General features: G+C 49.5%; 14 protein-coding genes. 8 read left to right on the top strand and 6 right to left on the bottom strand.

The window, feature by feature from the left end; translation table 11 throughout:
- The first annotated feature begins 29 nt into the window (after window positions 1–29).
- Both RIG61_05450 and RIG61_05445 read left to right on the top strand, forming a co-directional pair.
- A complete protein-coding gene (locus RIG61_05450) occupies window positions 30–800 on the top strand; it encodes an alpha/beta fold hydrolase (GenBank protein MEQ9618598.1) in 771 nt (256 codons plus the stop codon).
- 63 nt (window positions 801–863) lie between these two features.
- Window positions 864–1,742: an alpha/beta hydrolase gene (locus tag RIG61_05445; protein MEQ9618597.1), complete on the top strand. Its 879-nt coding sequence runs from the start codon at window positions 864–866 to the stop codon at window positions 1,740–1,742.
- Between the two features lie 380 nt (window positions 1,743–2,122).
- On the opposite strand, the gene RIG61_05440 is transcribed toward RIG61_05445, so the two are convergent.
- The 4 genes from RIG61_05440 to RIG61_05425 all read right to left on the bottom strand — a co-directional run bounded on the left by RIG61_05440 (window position 2,123) and on the right by RIG61_05425 (window position 6,004).
- Window positions 2,123–3,151 (bottom strand): cupin domain-containing protein, encoded by a 1,029-nt coding sequence (locus RIG61_05440; GenBank protein ID MEQ9618596.1) that lies wholly within the window; start codon window positions 3,149–3,151, stop codon window positions 2,123–2,125.
- A gap of 406 nt (window positions 3,152–3,557) precedes the next feature.
- Window positions 3,558–4,304, bottom strand: a complete 747-nt coding sequence (rlmB, locus tag RIG61_05435) for a 23S rRNA (guanosine(2251)-2'-O)-methyltransferase RlmB (GenBank protein MEQ9618595.1) — start codon at window positions 4,302–4,304, stop codon at window positions 3,558–3,560.
- Between the two features lie 18 nt (window positions 4,305–4,322).
- Window positions 4,323–5,672 carry a M23 family metallopeptidase gene (locus RIG61_05430; protein ID MEQ9618594.1) on the bottom strand — a complete coding sequence of 450 codons (1,350 nt, stop codon included), beginning with the start codon at window positions 5,670–5,672 and terminating at the stop codon, window positions 4,323–4,325.
- 47 nt (window positions 5,673–5,719) lie between these two features.
- Window positions 5,720–6,004, bottom strand: coding sequence for a hypothetical protein (locus RIG61_05425; protein MEQ9618593.1), 285 nt, complete (start codon window positions 6,002–6,004; stop codon window positions 5,720–5,722).
- Between the two features lie 92 nt (window positions 6,005–6,096).
- Between RIG61_05425 and RIG61_05420 the strand changes: the two genes are divergently transcribed.
- The 3 genes from RIG61_05420 (at window position 6,097) to RIG61_05410 (ending at window position 9,182) form a co-directional block, all read left to right on the top strand.
- The gene (locus RIG61_05420) at window positions 6,097–6,702 is read left to right on the top strand and encodes a GNAT family N-acetyltransferase (protein ID MEQ9618592.1); all 606 of its coding nucleotides are present in this window, start codon (window positions 6,097–6,099) and stop codon (window positions 6,700–6,702) included.
- 12 nt (window positions 6,703–6,714) lie between these two features.
- Entirely contained in the window at window positions 6,715–7,641 is a 927-nt protein-coding gene (locus RIG61_05415; protein MEQ9618591.1) for a PD-(D/E)XK nuclease family protein, read from the top strand.
- 197 nt (window positions 7,642–7,838) lie between these two features.
- Window positions 7,839–9,182, top strand: coding sequence for a YihY/virulence factor BrkB family protein (locus RIG61_05410; GenBank protein MEQ9618590.1), 1,344 nt, complete (start codon window positions 7,839–7,841; stop codon window positions 9,180–9,182).
- Window positions 9,183–9,230: 48 nt separating this feature from the next.
- On the opposite strand, the gene RIG61_05405 is transcribed toward RIG61_05410, so the two are convergent.
- Window positions 9,231–10,052, bottom strand: coding sequence for a CVNH domain-containing protein (locus RIG61_05405; protein MEQ9618589.1), 822 nt, complete (start codon window positions 10,050–10,052; stop codon window positions 9,231–9,233).
- A gap of 480 nt (window positions 10,053–10,532) precedes the next feature.
- Between RIG61_05405 and RIG61_05400 the strand changes: the two genes are divergently transcribed.
- Window positions 10,533–11,288 (top strand): SDR family oxidoreductase, encoded by a 756-nt coding sequence (locus RIG61_05400; protein MEQ9618588.1) that lies wholly within the window; start codon window positions 10,533–10,535, stop codon window positions 11,286–11,288.
- A gap of 139 nt (window positions 11,289–11,427) precedes the next feature.
- Here RIG61_05400 and RIG61_05395 read toward each other — a convergent pair whose 3' ends face one another.
- Window positions 11,428–12,654: a multidrug effflux MFS transporter gene (locus RIG61_05395; protein ID MEQ9618587.1), complete on the bottom strand. Its 1,227-nt coding sequence runs from the start codon at window positions 12,652–12,654 to the stop codon at window positions 11,428–11,430.
- A 588-nt stretch (window positions 12,655–13,242) separates the two neighbouring features.
- Here RIG61_05395 and RIG61_05390 point away from each other — a divergent pair.
- Entirely contained in the window at window positions 13,243–15,687 is a 2,445-nt protein-coding gene (locus tag RIG61_05390; GenBank protein MEQ9618586.1) for a TolC family protein, read from the top strand.
- Between the two features lie 89 nt (window positions 15,688–15,776).
- The gene (locus tag RIG61_05385; protein MEQ9618585.1) at window positions 15,777–16,856 is read left to right on the top strand and encodes an efflux RND transporter periplasmic adaptor subunit; all 1,080 of its coding nucleotides are present in this window, start codon (window positions 15,777–15,779) and stop codon (window positions 16,854–16,856) included.
- The last annotated feature ends 8 nt before the right edge of the window (window positions 16,857–16,864 follow it).

The following is a 16,864-nucleotide window of genomic DNA, read 5'->3' as shown; positions in this document are numbered from 1 at the left end:
ACGGAGTCTGAGCGGAGTAAGGAATTGATATGGAGCTAAGTCTGAGAAAAGCCGGCACCTCCGGACCTGAAGTCGTGATACTGCACGGTTTGTTGGGATCGTCACGGAACTGGCAACGCGTCATGCGGGAGCTGTCAACGGACCACCGGGTGATCGTCCCTGATTTGCGCAACCACGGCGACTCGCCGCACGGCCCCCACGGCTACGCAGCGATGCGGGACGACATTAGCCGGCTCATAGAGACTACCTGCGGGGAAGCTCCTCACTTAATCGGCCATTCGATGGGCGGTCTGGCGGCCATGGCCGTGGCGACCTCAGATGCAGCGGCGCTCGCAAGCCTCATAGTGGTCGATGCGGCCCCGGTGCGCAGAACAGAGGGCATCCTGAAAATACTCGATGCCCTGACGGAGCTGAATCTGAAATCCATAAGCTCCCGAACCGACGCCGACAAGGCCCTGTCCAAGAAAATTCCCGATCCCGGTGTGAGGCAGTTTCTGCTACAGAATCTCAAACGGAAGGACACGGGAGAGCCTGCATGGCGCTGTAACCTTCCCGAGCTACGCCGTTTTGCGGCGGAGGATTCCTTCGAGCTCGCGGAGCAGGCAATTTACGAAGGACCTACTCTGGTGCTCGCCGGAGGCAAATCCGAGTACCGGGTCTGGGAGCACGAGACGCTGCTCAGGGCTCACTTCCCCGCCATGACGCTTGAGATTATAGAGGATGCGGCTCACTGGGTGCATGCGGACGCGCCTGACAGGTTCGTGCAGCGGGTTCGCGAATGGGTGAATGTGCATGCCTGAAGAGTCCGAGACAGATCCACTTAGAGTCGCAAAATGAACTAAGTACAGGGGGCTGAAAAAACAATGTTCGACAATAAATTCCGGAAGGCCAGAATCGAGACGTCGGGCGCTGTCATCAACCTCGTCCACGCGGGGGAAGGAAAACCCCTCCTCCTCCTTCACGGCTACCCGGAGACGCATCTAATGTGGCACAGGACAGCACCCCGGCTCGCAGAGAGATTCCATGTGATATGCATGGACCTAAGAGGTTACGGAGACAGCAGCAAGCCCGAATCCTCCCCTGACCACTACACATACTCGAAACGCGAGATGGCTAAAGACTGCGTTCAGGTTATGGAGTCCCTTGGGTATGAGCACTTTTTCGCTGCCGGGCACGACAGGGGCGGGAGAGTCACTCACAGAATGGCTCTCGATTATCCGGACAGGATAAAAGGCGCGTGCGTAATGGACATAGCCCCGACTCACACTATGTTCAAGCTCGCGGATATGGAATTCGCGACCGGTTACTACCACTGGTTCTTTCTCATTCAGCCCGAAGGTCTGCCCGAAAGGCTCATAGGGTGCGACCCGGAATACTACCTGAGAGAGAAGCTCAAACGGTGGAGCGCGCCGGGAGCGGAGTTCGACGAAAGGGCGGTGAGGGAGTATGTCAGGTGCTTCAGCGACCCTGCGGCCATCTACGCAAGCTGCGAGGACTACAGGGCAGCCGCAAGTATCGATCTCGAGCACGACGAGGAAGATTTCGATAAGAAAATAGAGTGCCCGCTTCTGGTCTTATGGGGCACCAGGGGATTCGTGCACCGCACTTACGACGTGCCAGAGACCTGGAAGGAAAAAGCGGTCAATGTACGCGGCAGGGCGCTTGACTGCGGCCATTTCCTGCCCGAAGAGAGCCCCGAGGCCGTATGCGAAGAGCTCCTGGAATTCTTTTCCTCGATTTGAGCGCTGCACCGGCTGAAGGACAGAAATTAGATTCTGAAATAAATTCAGAATGACTAATCGGAGATACTTTCCGGCCATTCCGGCAGGTTCCGGGGGACAGGATTGGCTCTGGTTTCAGGGATAATGCCTTAATAGTGAGGCAAACGCTTAAACAATTTGCAATTAAACATCCAAATCCTCTATATGTTTTTTGGCAAACCTTCCTAAGGTTGAAAAATAGTTTTGTGCAGGATGGATGACAACACCCCCATCCTGACCTTCCCCCTCAAGGGGGAAGGAATGAAGGACTTAGATTCCTCACGTCAGGGTTCGAAAGGAAGAACTCGGTTTTTCAAATATCCAACTTAACCCCATTTGTACAAAAGGGGAGCAGTATAAAATCAGTCTCTTCGATTTATTCGCGAAACAATCAGCAGGTCTTCGTGATAATCCGGCAGTATTTTAAAGCTTGCCGGATCGGTGTTGAATGTCGCTCCTAATACTTCGTTGGAATAAGCCTTGACTCCGGCGGAAAACCCTATATCGCCGGGCGTATTCTGATCAAAGAAAACCAGAAAGTGGAGCTCGTCTCCGCCGATATTTTCAATATGGTGAGGATATGCCCTGGGAATGAAATACACATCTCCTTCTTCCAGCTTATAGGTGTCGACATCTCCACGGGGACTGAGAAGCGTCATCCTTGCCTTACCTTTATTTACATAGCCCATCTCCGCCGTTACAGGGTGCCAGTGGGGCTCTCTCATGCCTTTATTAGTTATGCGGAGAGAGTACATCGACAGATTTTCCAGTACCGGCCACGCGCTTTTCCTGGCCACTTTTGCCGAACCGCCCGCATTATCGAGAAGAGGGTTTGATCCCTCCACGTCAAATTTATATTGGCTCGGGAAAGACGCATATTCAGGCGTTTTATTAACAGATTTTTTCCTGCCGATAAGAATTTTTTTCGGGGACCTTTTAATTTTCGAGAACAGATTGCCTTTGAGACCCCACGTATTGCCCAGAACGGCGTCTGTCATACACCCCAGAGACGCCGAGAGACCGAAATCTTCCGGCTCCTCGTCTGAAAAAGCTAAAATCAATTCCAAATTATTCCTGCCCATGTTCTCAATATGATGCAAATATCCCGACGGCACATAAAACATTTGCCCTTCGGAAACGGTAAAGGTTTCTCTTTTACTCAAGTTGCCGAAAACTGTTACTAGAGCGTCTCCTTTTAAACAATAGGCCAGCTCATTTGCGTTCGGATGCCAGTGCGGCTCCCGAACCCCCTTTTGATTTAGCAAAAGCCGATAAACCGCCATTCCTTTAAGAACGGGAAAGTTGGATATATCGACGTAGGTGCGTGTGCCGCCTTTTGTAATATCCTGGGGTTTTGCCGAAAGTAAGTGGAATACATGGGGGGAGTCCATGACAAACCTCCTGAATTGTAATTACCACGTATTATACATTAACCGCTTATGAATTAGCCACCATTCGGGGGTTATGCAGGAAAGGATGATAACACCCCCATCCTGACCTTCCCCCCTCAAGGGGGAAGGAATGAAGGACTTAGATTTCTCACGTCAGAGTTTGAATCTTGGGTTCAATGAAGAGCGACCAGTTCTTCCCAGCCGCACGTGCCGGGTTGAAGGGAGAAGGGAGATTGCTTCGCTTTGCTCGCAATGACGGTTTAACTAATACATCCTTCGACAGGCTCAGGATGAGCGGATTGTAAATGACTAGATCTTTCGCAGAGTTTATCCTGAGATTATCGAAGGACTCGCAATGATGAAGAGTTCGAAATGACAGAAAAAATAGCCGTATATTCAATTAATTCTATTCCGGTTTATTAGTTCTTCTCTGCCTGATAATCTCATACAAGAGAATCCCGGCGGATACGGAGGCATTGAGCGAAGAGACCCGTCCTGACTGCGGGATAGAAACGAGAAAGTCGCAATTTTCTTTAACTTTGCGACCTAACCCCTTGCTTTCATTGCCTATTACGACCGCCAGATCAAGATTTCCGAAACCCTCGCCGTAGAGCGGCTTCGGAGCCGACGCGTCCGCGCCCACTATCCAGACGCCCTTCCCTTTCAGATCGTCGATTACGGTTGAGATGTTTACGACTCTTGAAATGAGCACGTGGCTGGCTGCGCCGGAGGAGGCCTTTATCACCGCAGGCGTAACCGAAGCCGCCCTGTCCTTCGGTATAACGACCCCGTGAGCGCCGAGGGCATTCACGGTTCTTATAATCGCCCCCAGATTCTGAGGGTCTTCAATATGATCAAGAACTACGAGGAGTAGTTTTTCTTCCCCCGCGCGGGCCTTCTCCAGTATACTCTCTACCGGAGCGTACTCATACTCGGGAATCCTGGCGGCTATGCCCTGATGAGACGTCGAATTCGTAAGCCTTGAAATGGCGTCCCGGGGAAGGAAGGTAACTTTTATTCCGCGCTTCTTGGCCAGAGTGAAGATGTCGGAGCTTTTGTCCTTTCTCAAATCCTGCGAGATCAGGATTTCTTCAATCCTGGAGTTTGAGTCGGAGAGCAGCTCCTTTACTGGATTCTTACCGTAGATGAGCAAAATTCAGGTTCTCTCGTTTTAATTCTGCTTCTTTTGCGCGGGTTTCATGCCGAATTCGGCCCTGGCCTGATCGATCTTCAGAAGCACGTTATCCTTGATCCATTTGTTATCCCACCATTCGATAGGCCTGACGGCTACGCCGTTTACGTACACGCCGTAGTGTAAATGGTCCCCGGCTGCAAGACCGGTCTGACCGGTTTTTCCGATAACCTGCTTTTTCTTCACCTTATCCCCTACATTGACATCTATCGTGCTCATGTGGCCGTAAAGACTCGCCACACCCATACCGTGGTCGATTATGACGGCGTTTCCGTATATACCGAGCTCGCCCGCGTGCGTCACAACGCCGCTGTTAGCGGCCTCTATGGGATACCTTTTCGTTACAGCAAGATCGTAACCGAGATGATACTGCTCATCGATAGGCTCTTCGTTGTAGATATAGGTTCTGTGGTCGGCGAAGTTAGCCTCGACTTTAGAGTTTGAAAGCTGATGAAAAGCCCCCTTCCACATAATCTCTCCTGTGGAATTCGAGCCTACCTCTTTTATCTTGGCGTCATTCGCCTTTCTAAGCTCGCTATTGACCTTGAGGAAGATTTCCCTGTGATCCGATTGTCCGCTTTCGCCCGCAAGGGGAACCATGACATTTTCAATAAAATCTTCGCTGATGTTTATATTACTACTCCTGTAATTGATATTCTTCAGCCTGTAGGGGACCGCGGCGGTTTTGCGGTTTCCCGCGGCGTCCTCGGCAATTAGAACTATATTCGTATCGGGCTCGACATTATAGGGATAGGCAAAGAATGAGAGGTACACGTCGTCTTCCGAGAAATTCCCCTTGTAGCCCGGGAAGAAATAGTCCCCTACACTCACTCCGCTTATTTCAACATCTGGCGAGGTCTTGTAAACGACGAGCCCCGAGCCTCCGTGGTTGATGTAATGCTCGGTGCTTATTAAATCGACTGCGGGCGGCACGAGGTCGAGCTTCAAATTCCTGCTTTCGGTCGTTTTATTGCCGGAGAAAACCTTGATTCGCGACCTGTCCTCGGCTTCGACCCTGAGCTCCGCCGGGCCGTCCTTGATGCCGAGCTTCCCGGGGTTAATAGATACTGTAACCGTATCGCCCATAACTCCCTCGGGGTAGACCTTATTGACCAGCACATTTTCCACGCCGTCCTTTATCAATACGACCTTAACCTCCTTGATACCCTTCCCTTTCTCTCGTATCTCTACGTCAAAGGGTTTCATGCCCACATTTTCGGAAGCGAGTTTTATATCGACTTCGGGTGAAGACCATTCGATTTGGGGGTAGATATAATAAACCCCTCCGATAATCAAAATAATTATTAGCAGTGTGAAAAACTTTCCCATGATTTACCTTGATCCTCTCTCCGGTTCTTTTTATAGAAACTGAAGTTTTAGAAATAATCTTTTATCCGGCTTTCGTACTCCGGGAAATAATTGGAAATAACCGTAAGGTCGAACCGGCTCATTATCGATTCCTTGGGCTCCCTTTCCAGCAGAAACTCAAAAGACTTTTTCACCAGTTTATCCGGGGGGACTTCAGCGCCCGTTAAGCTCTCATAATAAGCTCTGCCGACAGTCACCGCGTGAGCGCTCTCCGTATCGTCCTCACGCACGAGTACGTCGTATTCCCATCCGCCTTCATCAGATTTCAGTTCTTTGACTTCTACATCCGCCATGTATTTACCCGGTTTTTGCTTCTGAATACGAAATATTATAACCTAGACTCAATACGTCACGAAACAGGATTTAACAATATAAATTAAGCGGCATGGAAATAAGGAAATTCGATTTAACTATACACGATATTGACAGGATAACCGACCTGATTTTGAGCGCCGACGCCGAGGCGGCAAAATCCGGCCGCTCGCCGGGCCCTGCGAAGACAGTCAGAGGTCTCATTAAGGCGGGGAATAATTTTCTGGGACACGAGAACATCTATGTCTCCGTATCGGAGGAGGGGATCACGGGTCTAATGATAGGCTATACCGGTAAAGGAAAACGGGAGTTTAAAACTTTGCTCAAGTTGCTGTTTACCCTTCGTCTGAGCGAGTTCGCGAGCTATATGACCCTTACGTCAAATATACTTCACGGCGCCTACACACCTGACGTGGAGGAAGATGAATTTTACGTGAGCGTGCTCGCGGTAGATGAAAAACACAGGGGCAAGGGCATAGGGTCTTTACTTCTGAGGAAGGCGGTAAACACGGCAAAGAAGAGAAATTGCAAGAGCGTCCTGCTCGATGTGAACGGCAATAACGAGTCGGCGCTCGCTTTATACGGGAAATTCGGATTTAGACTGCGCGGCCGGAATCCGGCCCTGAATCCTTCAACAGAGCACCCTGAAATGCTCACTATGGAGCTGGCTCTGACCTGAGGGGGGAAATATATGGCGGACTTTAAAAATGAATTCAGCTGGTCAAACTCCCGCCAGGCTCTATTTAAAGAGTGCAAAAGGGCGTACTACTATAATTACTACGGCTCGTGGGGTGGGTGGGAAAGGGATAAGGCGGATAGGGTCACCCGAACACTTTACGTATTAAAAAACCTGCAGAACAGGTGGCAGTGGAAAGGCTCCATGGTCCATCACGAAATCGAGAGAATACTAAAGGAGCTTGTCAGTACAGGCAATCTCGCCCCCCTTGCAAAATCGATAGAAAGAGCAACGGAGCTTATGAGAAAGGGGTTCAGGTCCTCAAGAGACGGACTTTACCGGCAGAAGGACGGCAGTCTCAGGAACGAGACAGCCCTGTTCGAGCATGAGTATAATACCGAAACTCCAGATGAGATTTGGAAAAAGATACATGATGAAGTGGTCTTATGCCTGGAGAGCTTCTACCGGTCGGAAGTACTCGATCGAGTAAAAAATCTGCCGAAAGAGAAAATATTATCAGTGGAAAGCATGACGGCGGCCTCACTTTCGTTCAGTCCGGAAATAATCTTTGTAAAACTGGACCTGGCTTATGAAATCGAGGACCGAGTAGAAATAGTGGATTGGAAAACCGGCTCGGGCGAGGGCGAAAAGCTCCAATTTCAGGTGTACACGATTTTCGCCAACGAGGAGCTTGAAGTACCGCTTGAGCAAATCTCCCTCATCGAATACAACCTGCTCGGAGACAGGCCTTTAACGCACCGGTTCAGTGTTGATGAGCTCCGGGACGGCATGGGTTACATAAATAACAGCATAGCCGAGATGAAGAGCTACCTCGCCGAGCCAAATGAAAACGTTGCCGTTATGACGGATTTCCCGAGAACCGACGACGACAGGATTTGCGAATCATGCAATTTTAAGAAAATCTGCTTTGATCTGGACTAGTTAAGCAGCAATGCTTATGTTACACCTCAATACAGCTCCGCGCCCCTGCCTCTATTCATTATTAACAGACAAAAGGACATTAATAGTCGCCTGATACTTACGTTTATAAGGTATGCTTTTTAAAAGTTAAAAACCCGCAGCCGGTTCAAGCGGATTTTAAATTTCATCCAGAAATGATAGTATAATTGAAGGTAGAAATGTCGGAACTGGTTAAAAAAATTAATTATTTTTTTTCCCGCCAGCTATGGCGAATCGACACGGCTTCACTTAACAGAAGCAGATCCACGCTCGTAAATTTCATAAGGCTGGTTTACGTAACCTTTCGTGAATATACCGAAAATGAGCTCACGTTAAGGGCGATGAGCCTCGTATATACTACGCTTCTATCGCTTGTTCCGCTTCTCGCGTTCAGTATCTCGATACTTAAGGCGTTCGGGGTCGTGGACAATCAGCTAGAGCCCTTTCTCGCAAACTTCCTCCAGCCCCTGGGCGAAAAAGGCATAGAGATAACAACCAGAATAATGGAATTCATCGGGAAGATAAATTTCGGCGTCCTCGGTGTGGTCGGCCTCATAATGCTCATCTATACGTCGATATCGGTTATCAAAAAAATCGAGGATTCACTGAACGTGATATGGAAAATCAAGAAAGGCAGAAGCCTTGCCCGAAGGTTCAGCGACTACATAGCGACACTACTGATAGGCCCTGTTCTCATGTTCGCGGCCCTGGGACTCACGGCATCGTTGACCAGCAACACCGTGGTTAACAAAATTCTGGCCGTAGAGCCGCTCGGCACGATCGTTTTTATAGTCGGGAAAATAATGCCGTTTGTAATAATATTTCTGGTGTTCACTTTCATCTATGTGATTATCCCGAACACCAAGGTGAATTATAAGTCAGCCGCTATAGGCGGGGCAATAGCGGCTGTGGCATGGCACGCAGCGAGCTGGATATTTACAATATCCGTCGCGTCCTCGACAAAGTACGCGGCCATATACTCGAGCCTGGCGGTTCTTATAATTTTCATGATCTGGCTCTATCTAAACTGGCTTATACTACTTATCGGGGCTCAGATTTCATTCTGCTACCAAAACCTAAAGTTTCTGACCGTCAAAAAGGAAGTGTTCACGCTGAGCACGAAACTCAAGGAAAAGCTGTCCTTAATAATAATGCATCAGGTGGGCTACAATTTTTACTTTGACTTGCAGCGCTGGAGTCTTGACTCCCTGACTGAGCATCTGCGCCTTCCTCACGACCCGGTCGAAGAAGCGGTAGATGAGCTTGCCAATAATAAACTGATTATAGAGACCGGGGATGACCCGCCATGCCTGGTTCCGGCGAGAGCCATAGAGAAGATAACACTCAAAGAAATTATCGACTCCACTAGAACTAATTACCAGACCGACGTTGTAGAAAAGAAGTACCTCTCCATGCCGGAAGTAGACCTGATAAGCGGAAAAGTGGATAACGCAATCAACCAGGCGCTCGGAGATTTAACCCTCAAAGACCTTATCCTCGCCGGTGAGAATACGGATAATTGATAAGGCTCCAGTCGGCGCAAGCTGAAATGAATTCGGAAAGAGCCGTGATTAGTTACACCTCAGCTTCCCGCTGTCGTTCCAAATACCTTTATTGCACTTCTTGTAATTGATGCTCGTATGGGAATACTTGTCGTTTTTATTCAAGCACCGGGCTTCCAGTATGTTGCCGTCAACATAAAGATCCTTGCAAGTTTTCTTGTAGCTTCCCTTCGGCAGATTCGTATTTTCTTTGTTGCCGCAGGTGAGCACTCCGTTATCGTTCCATATATCTTTGTTGCAATTCTTATAATTGATGGAGGAGTCATTCCACCTTCCGTTCTTCTTCTCACATTTGGCGTAGAGCCTGTTGCCGTCCACATAGTAGTCCCTGCAGCTCTTTTTATAACTCCCGCTCGGAGTATTTTTTGAACCCGAGTCCTTGCATGTAAGCTCACCGTTGTCGTTCCATATATCACCGGAGCATTTCTTGTATTTTATCTTTGTGTTGTTCCAGACCCCGTTCTTTTTCTCGCACTTCGCCCTCAGATAGTCTCCGTCGATCCTCATGTTCTGGCATGTCCTTTTATAAGATCCGGCGGGAAGCGCCTTGGCGGGTTTTATCTTCTGCTTGCACTTTAGCTGTCCGTTATCGTTTCTGATATCTCCCTCGCAGGTGGCGTACACAAGCGTTGAGTTCTTCCAGTCGCCCGCTATGTTTTTGCACTGCGCGATAAGGTTGCTTCCGACTACCTGAATACCCCTGCAGGTCTCCTGATAGCTGCCGCTCGGAGCTCTGACCTGCCCGCTCGCATGAGAGATGTAAAAAAGAAGTGTGAAAACAAAAAAGAATGAATATATAACAGTTCTATTGAAACCCGGGAATCCAGCCATCTCGCTCCTCCATTTGGATAAAATCTGTATTTTTCTGGTAACAATTATAACACTAAAATAAATCCAATGTTGAAATTTATTGCCCGCCAACATCAACGGCCATTTATGAGAATACTCTGTCTCTTATCGTACTGATTTTTTAGGTACTAAACCTGAGCGGGCTACCGCCCCGCCCTGAAGCCAGACTCTCTCAGGAGATAGAGTTCACGTACCCGCGTTAGATTTCCAAATAGTATGCTCGGCGTGTATTGCGTAAAAATCTCCTATGAGCTGCGCACCATCCTTCTCTTGATCTCCGAACTCTCTCTCCTTACTAGAGGGGGAAAAGACAGATTTCTCCCGTTGGTCAAATGACATGCGCTGAGAATATTGACTATTTTAAAAAGATCGGCGTTAAACAAAACGGGGAATGCACTTTCGTTGACCGTCACAATTGTTTTAAAATAATCAAGCAGCTCGTTATAAACTAAGGAGGGTTATATGAAAAGGTTCATAGATAAGACAGCATTAGTAACGGGGGCGACTTCGGGAATAGGTCGAGCAACCGCGGTGGCATTCGCACGGGAAGGCGCCAGGGTTGTCGTCGCAGGAAGGCGGGACAACGAGGGTGAGGAAACCGTTCGCCTGGTACATGAGGCGGGCGGCGAGGGCATCTTCGTAAAAACCGACGTAACAGTTGAGTCCGATATAGAGGCCCTGGTTGAAAAGACAATTGCAGCTTACGGGCGCATAGACTGCGCATTTAATAACGCCGGCACAATTAACCTCTCTCCCATTGTCGAGCAGACAGAGGCTAATTATAAGTCGATCATGGACGTTAACGTTAAAGGCGTATTCCTCTGTCTCAAGCATGAGATACCTCAAATGGTAAAAACGGGAGGGGGCGCAATTGTCAATTCATCTTCTCTGGCGGGCATTTTAGGCTCCCGCGAGAACAGCTTGTATTCGGCCAGTAAGCATGCGGTATTAGGGTTGACCAGATCCACAGCGTTGGAGGCGGCAAAATCGGGGATTCGTGTGAACGCCGTTTGCGGCGCGTTTATTAAAGGGACCATGGAAGATATTTTTATGGACTTTAAAGGAATAACCGAAGAACAATCGGCTGCCACCATACCTATCGGCCGTTTGGGAGAGCCCGAAGAGATTGCCCGTACGGTGCTCTTTCTTTGCTCCGACGACGCCTCATTTATAACCGGGTCATTCCTGTCAATCGACGGAGGTTATTCGGCACAATGAACCGGACTATCAACAGGCACAATGCGGCGTACACGGACATACAGTAAACGCTTCCAATCCTTTAAGCGTGTACATTGTATCAACCTTGATATTCTTTTAAGCAGATACGGGCGTGAGCCCGTTAACGATATACCGGTAATCAATGTATTTCTTCTCTAACATTATTTTTGTATGGAAGCCATACCCAAAAGAAATTAGCAAACAACCCGATCAATGACAAAACCCCCAGATATAATGCAACCGGCCACAGAGTGCCTATATCAATTCTCATCGCCCAGCTCGCGGTTATCGAGGACATGCCGAATACGGTCATTACCAGTAGCGCGGAAGCGGGCCCCGCAACCTTCTTAAACCGAGCCATTGCCCCGGCGTTAACCGCCGGCATTACCAGGCCCGCGCTAAATCCAAACAAGCTGAGCAAGACTATAATAACGATCAGACCTGAAGCATTTGCAAAAGCGAGACCGAGGGTTAGGATTGCCGTCAAAACCGCCGACGATATTCCCAGAAAGAGAAGTTTCTCCAGATCATATCTTTTCAAAAGCATGCGGTTTACAAAAAGACCGAATATGTACAACACAACCGTGGGGACAGTGAGAAACGCGTAGTGATTGGCGGCAATACCCAGCTGAGAAACAAACCAGTAAGGCGCGGCTGAATAGTACCCGAGCAGCCCGCCGGTCATTACGGCATAACAAAGAGCATATCCCCAGAATGACGTATTTTTCAGAATTGAGAGATAATAGCCGAGCAATTCGGGAGTTGTCGGACGCGGGTCTTTATCCGAATGAAACCGGGTTTCGGGTAAGTCCCGGTAGGCTAATGCGAAATACAGAACCGATAGAATCAAGAAAAAACCGAAAATCGCGCGCCAATCGATCCAGGTCAGCAGATAACCTCCGATAATCGGGGCCAAAGCCGGCATGATGGACGCGGTGCCGCTGATCGTGCCCATAGATCGTGCCAGATACTTCCGATCGAAAACATCTGTCAGCATAGTCCTTGCAACCGGAGAAGCGCTTCCCATTCCCAGCCCTTCTAACCCTCGTCCGATTATATAGGACGGCAGATCAAAAGCCAGCATGGCTATCAAAGAACCGGCTATGCTGACCAGTATGCCGATAAGTAACGTCGGCCTGCACCCTATTTTTTGCGTAATTCCACCCCAAACCGGCTGAGAAACGGCAAAGAAAATAAAAAAGATCGTAACCGATAGTTTCACACCGCCGGGGGCGCTGTGGAAAACCTCCGACAGCTTTGGCAATGCAGGCATGGAAATCTTAATAGACATCCAGCTCAATATAATTACCGCAAATGCGAGTCCGAAAACCCACTTTTGCTCGCGTTTCGTAAATTTATTGCTCATAAAAATTATTCTCTAATAAACGCTTTGTGTTCCGCAGAAGCCGTTTTACATATAAACCCATTATGTTGCCGGTATTCCACAATATAAGGTTTTTTTAACAAAACATGGCCTTAACTCACAATTTATATCCCTTGATAAGGCGCTGGAAGGAGTTTATCACAGATACCGTTACGGAAAAAAGACGGGGCATCCTTCGACCGGGCTCAGGATGAGCGGGCGGATGGTATCCGCCGGCATAAGGGAGTGAAGCGGCTTAAGAGAATGCTCGGTACAGCAGACGTGTCGAGCGGAAATCGTAAGGCCACACTACGTGTGTAGGACTCGGAAGGAATACCGTACTATTCCAGACTTAATGCTGTTACCGTCCGTATTGCCACATAGACAGCAGGCCCAATTTCTCCCTCTCGACTGCGTTCTCTATTGAGCCTCATTACATTTGCTCTATACTTACGTTTAGTCCGGATTTATAAAAAGCACATTCCCGATCAGTCTTATATCATTGTTTATGATTAATAATCGTTAATTTCTTTTTTATGGGCGGACAGTCATGTATAATGACAAATCCACAATAAACAGGCGGATTCTTTCATGACGTCGAGGGACAAGAAACTGCTTTTCCTCATTCCTATTATTTTATTCCTTTTAACAGCGGCAACGGAAGTCTCATACGGTATCAATATCGGTATAATATTCGACGGACCCTCCGACCTAAATTCGAAGACATTAGACACTTACATGAAAGAGATTACCGACCTTACCAAGGACGAGTTCACGGTACGTTTTCCGGCGGACAAGGTCATCACGGCGGACTGGACCGAAGCAGGTGTGAGTAAAGCTATAGAGAGACAGCTGTCGGACCCCGGAGTGGATATCCTGATCACGCTCGGAATAATAGGATCAACCGAGGCTGCCCGAAGAACCGACTTCCCGAAACCGGTAATCGCACCCTGGGTCATCGAGCCCTCTCTTCTCGGTTTGACTGTAGCAGAGGACGGGGGGAGCGGCGTCAGGAATTTTTATTATCTTTCCAGGCCCCAGAGACTCGGAAAGGATATAGAAACATTTAAGGAAATAGCCGGCTTTCAAAGAATGGCGCTACTCTACATGCCGGTAGTAACCCGCCTAATTCCCGGAATCGAAAATACAGTTAACAGGATCGCGAGAGAAAACGGTATCGAAATAGTGCTCATACCCGTAACGAGGAGCGTCCAGAATACGCTCGCGTCTATCCCCCGGGACGTGCAGGCGGTCTATGTATCGCCGATCCTGAATTATACCGAAGCCGAGAAAGCGGAGCTGTACGACGGTATCATCGAAAAGAATCTCCCCAGTTTTTCGATGCTGGGGAAAAGCGAAGTGGATGAAGGCGCGCTCATGGGTCTTACTCCTGAGTTAAACCTGACCAGAGAGGCCAGACGGGCGGCTCTGGTTGTACAGAGCATACTGCTCGGCGATAACGCCGGAAATTTCCCGGTCGAGTTCAACATTGAAGAAAGGCTTATCATAAATATGGCTACGGCGCGCAGTATCAAATTCTCACCCACCTGGCAGGTATTGACGGACGCCGATTTGATAAACGACGCCGCGCCCGAGACAGGTCGCATCCTGACCCTGGAGCACGCGGTGGAGGAGTCGGTCGAGGCGAACCTGGACCTGCTCGCGGCTGACGAGTTCGTCGCCGCGGGCGCACAGGACATTAAGCTCGCGATGTCCCGGCTTCTTCCCCAGTCAGATATTTTTCTGGAAAACACATATATAGACAAGGACAGGGCCGAGGCGAGCCTCGGGACTCAGCCGCAGCGGGAGCTGAGCGCCGGAGGGAACTTGAGCCAGCTTATATATTCCGAGTCCGCATGGTCGAACGTGACTGTACAGCGGAGACTACAGGACTCGCGGGTATTCACACGGGACGAGATCAGGCTCGACATTATCGCCGCAACGGCGATTGGCTACTTGAACGTGCTCAGGGCAAAAACAATCGAGAACATACAGAAAGACAATCTCAAGCTGTCAAAATCCAATCTGGAAATAGCCAAGGTGAGACGGGATATAGGAGTGGCAAGCCCCGCCGAGGTGTTCAGGTGGGAAAGTGAAATTTCTTCAGACAGGATAGAAGTAGTCAATGCGGAGGCCGCAAGAAAAAATACCGAAATACTCGTCAACAGGCTCCTTCACAGACCCCAGGGCGAGCAGTTTACCACGGTGGAGGCGGGCCTCGACGACCCTTCCCTTCTGGTGAGCGACCCCAGACTCGACAAATACGTGGAAAACCCCGAATCATTCAAGTTGTTTATGGAGTTCATGGTCAGTCAGGGTCTGGAGCAGTCGCCCGAGATATCGAACGTGGATTCACTTATCGCGGCTCAGGACAGAATTCTTACCTCCACGAAAAGGGCGTTCTGGTCCCCCACCGTTCTCGCGTTCGGCGAAATAAGGCATTTCCTGTATGAGGGCGGCGCGGGGAGCAACGTTGACTTCGGGAACCAGCTGCCGTTTGATATTACGAGCCCTGACGACACGGAATGGGTAGTTCAGCTTCAGGCTTCATTCCCTCTTTTCAGGGGCGGAGGTAAGATCGCCGATTACAGGAAGGCGCGAAAGGAGCTATCCAGACTGCGCTATGAAAGAGACTCGACCGCGGAGAGGGTCGAGGAAGAGATAAGAACCTCTTTAAACGATGCGGGGGCGTCTTACCCGAGCATAAGGTTTTCGCTTGACGCCGCCGACGCCGCGCACAAGAACCTGGAGCTTGTGACCGATTCCTACTCGCGGGGAGTGGTATCAATCATCGATCTCCTCGACGCGCAGAACGCCGCTCTCTCGGCGGATCTAAACGCGGCGAACGCGACATACAATTTCCTTATCGATCTGATGGATGTACAGCGCGCGGCGGGCAAATTCGATTTCTTTACAACGCCGGAATATCGGGACAGGTGGTTTGAAGAGCTGGATCAATTCTACAATAAAAGAACCGGCAGCGGATCGGAGAAAGAAGCCGAGAATAAAAATACGAATGACTTACCCGGACAATAAATCCGGCAGACGGAACTGCATTCTTTTTTAATAGAAAACAATAACAAAGTAGAATAGAGAATCTTGTTGAGCCAGGCAGTGAGGAAAATATGAGAAGATTAAAAAACCTTTTATCAACGATAATCGTCGCTTCATTCGCCTTCATACTCATCTTCGCTTCGTGCAAGGGGGATAAAGGCGAGGAAACCTCGGTGCAGGTAATTAGACCCGTAAAGACGATGACTCTCGGGGGAGAGCAGGGAATCGGGAGGAGCTTTCCGGGAAAAGTGCAGGCGTCACAAAGGGTAAATTTATCGTTCCGGGTCCAGGGGCCTCTCGTCGAGTTTCCGGTGAACGAGGGAGACGAGGTAAATAAAGGGGATCTCCTCGCGAGGCTCGACCAGAGGGATTACAGGATCGCGTACGACGAGGCTTACGCTCAATACATCGAAGCGGTCGCGGATTACAACAGGTACGAGGACCTGTACGAGAGAAACGCGGTTCCGGTAGCCGATCTGGATGTAAGAAGGGCGAAACGCGACACCGCGAAGGCGCGGCTGGATTACGCCAGGGCGAACCTCGATTATACGTACCTAAGAGCCCCGTTCGACGGCTTTATAGGCGCCAAATACGTCGAGAATTTCCAGGAAGTGAGGCCCTTTGACAATATATTGAGCCTCCAGGACATAACGGAGGTTGAGATCGTAATCGACCTTCCCGAAAATGTGATCGCGAGATCGAGAGACAGGAGCGAGATGCTGAAGCTTTACGCTACGTTCCAGTCGGCGCCCGGAGAGGAGTTCCCGCTCGAGGTTAAAGAGGTGAGCGCGCAGGCCGATCCTCAAACGCAGACCTACCGCGCTACACTGAGCATGGATCAGCCCGAGGGGATTGTGGTTCTTCCGGGCATGACCGCTCAGGTGCATTACCGGGGGAGGATAGAGCAAAATGACGACGGGAGTTACTTCGTCATTCCCGCAATCGCCGTAATACCCGGAACCGGAACCGACCAGTACGTATGGGTCGTAGATCAGAACAATCAAACGGTTCATAAAAGGAAAGTAACGGTCGGCGCGGTTACGGGCGAAAAAGACATTGAAATACTAAGCGGTCTCAAAACCGGCGATATGGTCGTCATAGCCGGCATAACTCAGCTTCAGGAGGGGATGGAAGTCACGCTGCTCGATTGACAATTCTC

Source organism: Deltaproteobacteria bacterium, assembly GCA_040223695.1.
Classification (GTDB): Bacteria; Desulfobacterota_D; UBA1144; order Nemesobacterales; family UBA2774; genus JAVKFU01.
Note: the sequence above shows the minus strand (reverse complement) of the source record. Positions and strands in the feature narration are given on the sequence as shown.

What these genes read in the sequence shown, in the direction of transcription:
- RIG61_05405 (MEQ9618589.1), bottom strand. Translation starts at nt 10,052, where the DNA reads ATGGCTGGATTCCCGGGTTTCAATAGAACTGTTATATATTCATTCTTT.
- RIG61_05415 (MEQ9618591.1), top strand. Translation starts at nt 6,715, where the DNA reads ATGGCGGACTTTAAAAATGAATTCAGCTGGTCAAACTCCCGCCAGGCT.
- RIG61_05385 (MEQ9618585.1), top strand. Translation starts at nt 15,777, where the DNA reads ATGAGAAGATTAAAAAACCTTTTATCAACGATAATCGTCGCTTCATTC.
- RIG61_05395 (MEQ9618587.1), bottom strand. Translation starts at nt 12,654, where the DNA reads ATGAGCAATAAATTTACGAAACGCGAGCAAAAGTGGGTTTTCGGACTC.
- RIG61_05445 (MEQ9618597.1), top strand. Translation starts at nt 864, where the DNA reads ATGTTCGACAATAAATTCCGGAAGGCCAGAATCGAGACGTCGGGCGCT.
- RIG61_05450 (MEQ9618598.1), top strand. Translation starts at nt 30, where the DNA reads ATGGAGCTAAGTCTGAGAAAAGCCGGCACCTCCGGACCTGAAGTCGTG.
- RIG61_05440 (MEQ9618596.1), bottom strand. Translation starts at nt 3,151, where the DNA reads ATGGACTCCCCCCATGTATTCCACTTACTTTCGGCAAAACCCCAGGAT.
- RIG61_05410 (MEQ9618590.1), top strand. Translation starts at nt 7,839, where the DNA reads ATGTCGGAACTGGTTAAAAAAATTAATTATTTTTTTTCCCGCCAGCTA.
- RIG61_05420 (MEQ9618592.1), top strand. Translation starts at nt 6,097, where the DNA reads ATGGAAATAAGGAAATTCGATTTAACTATACACGATATTGACAGGATA.
- RIG61_05430 (MEQ9618594.1), bottom strand. Translation starts at nt 5,672, where the DNA reads ATGGGAAAGTTTTTCACACTGCTAATAATTATTTTGATTATCGGAGGG.
- RIG61_05425 (MEQ9618593.1), bottom strand. Translation starts at nt 6,004, where the DNA reads ATGGCGGATGTAGAAGTCAAAGAACTGAAATCTGATGAAGGCGGATGG.
- RIG61_05390 (MEQ9618586.1), top strand. Translation starts at nt 13,243, where the DNA reads ATGACGTCGAGGGACAAGAAACTGCTTTTCCTCATTCCTATTATTTTA.
- RIG61_05400 (MEQ9618588.1), top strand. Translation starts at nt 10,533, where the DNA reads ATGAAAAGGTTCATAGATAAGACAGCATTAGTAACGGGGGCGACTTCG.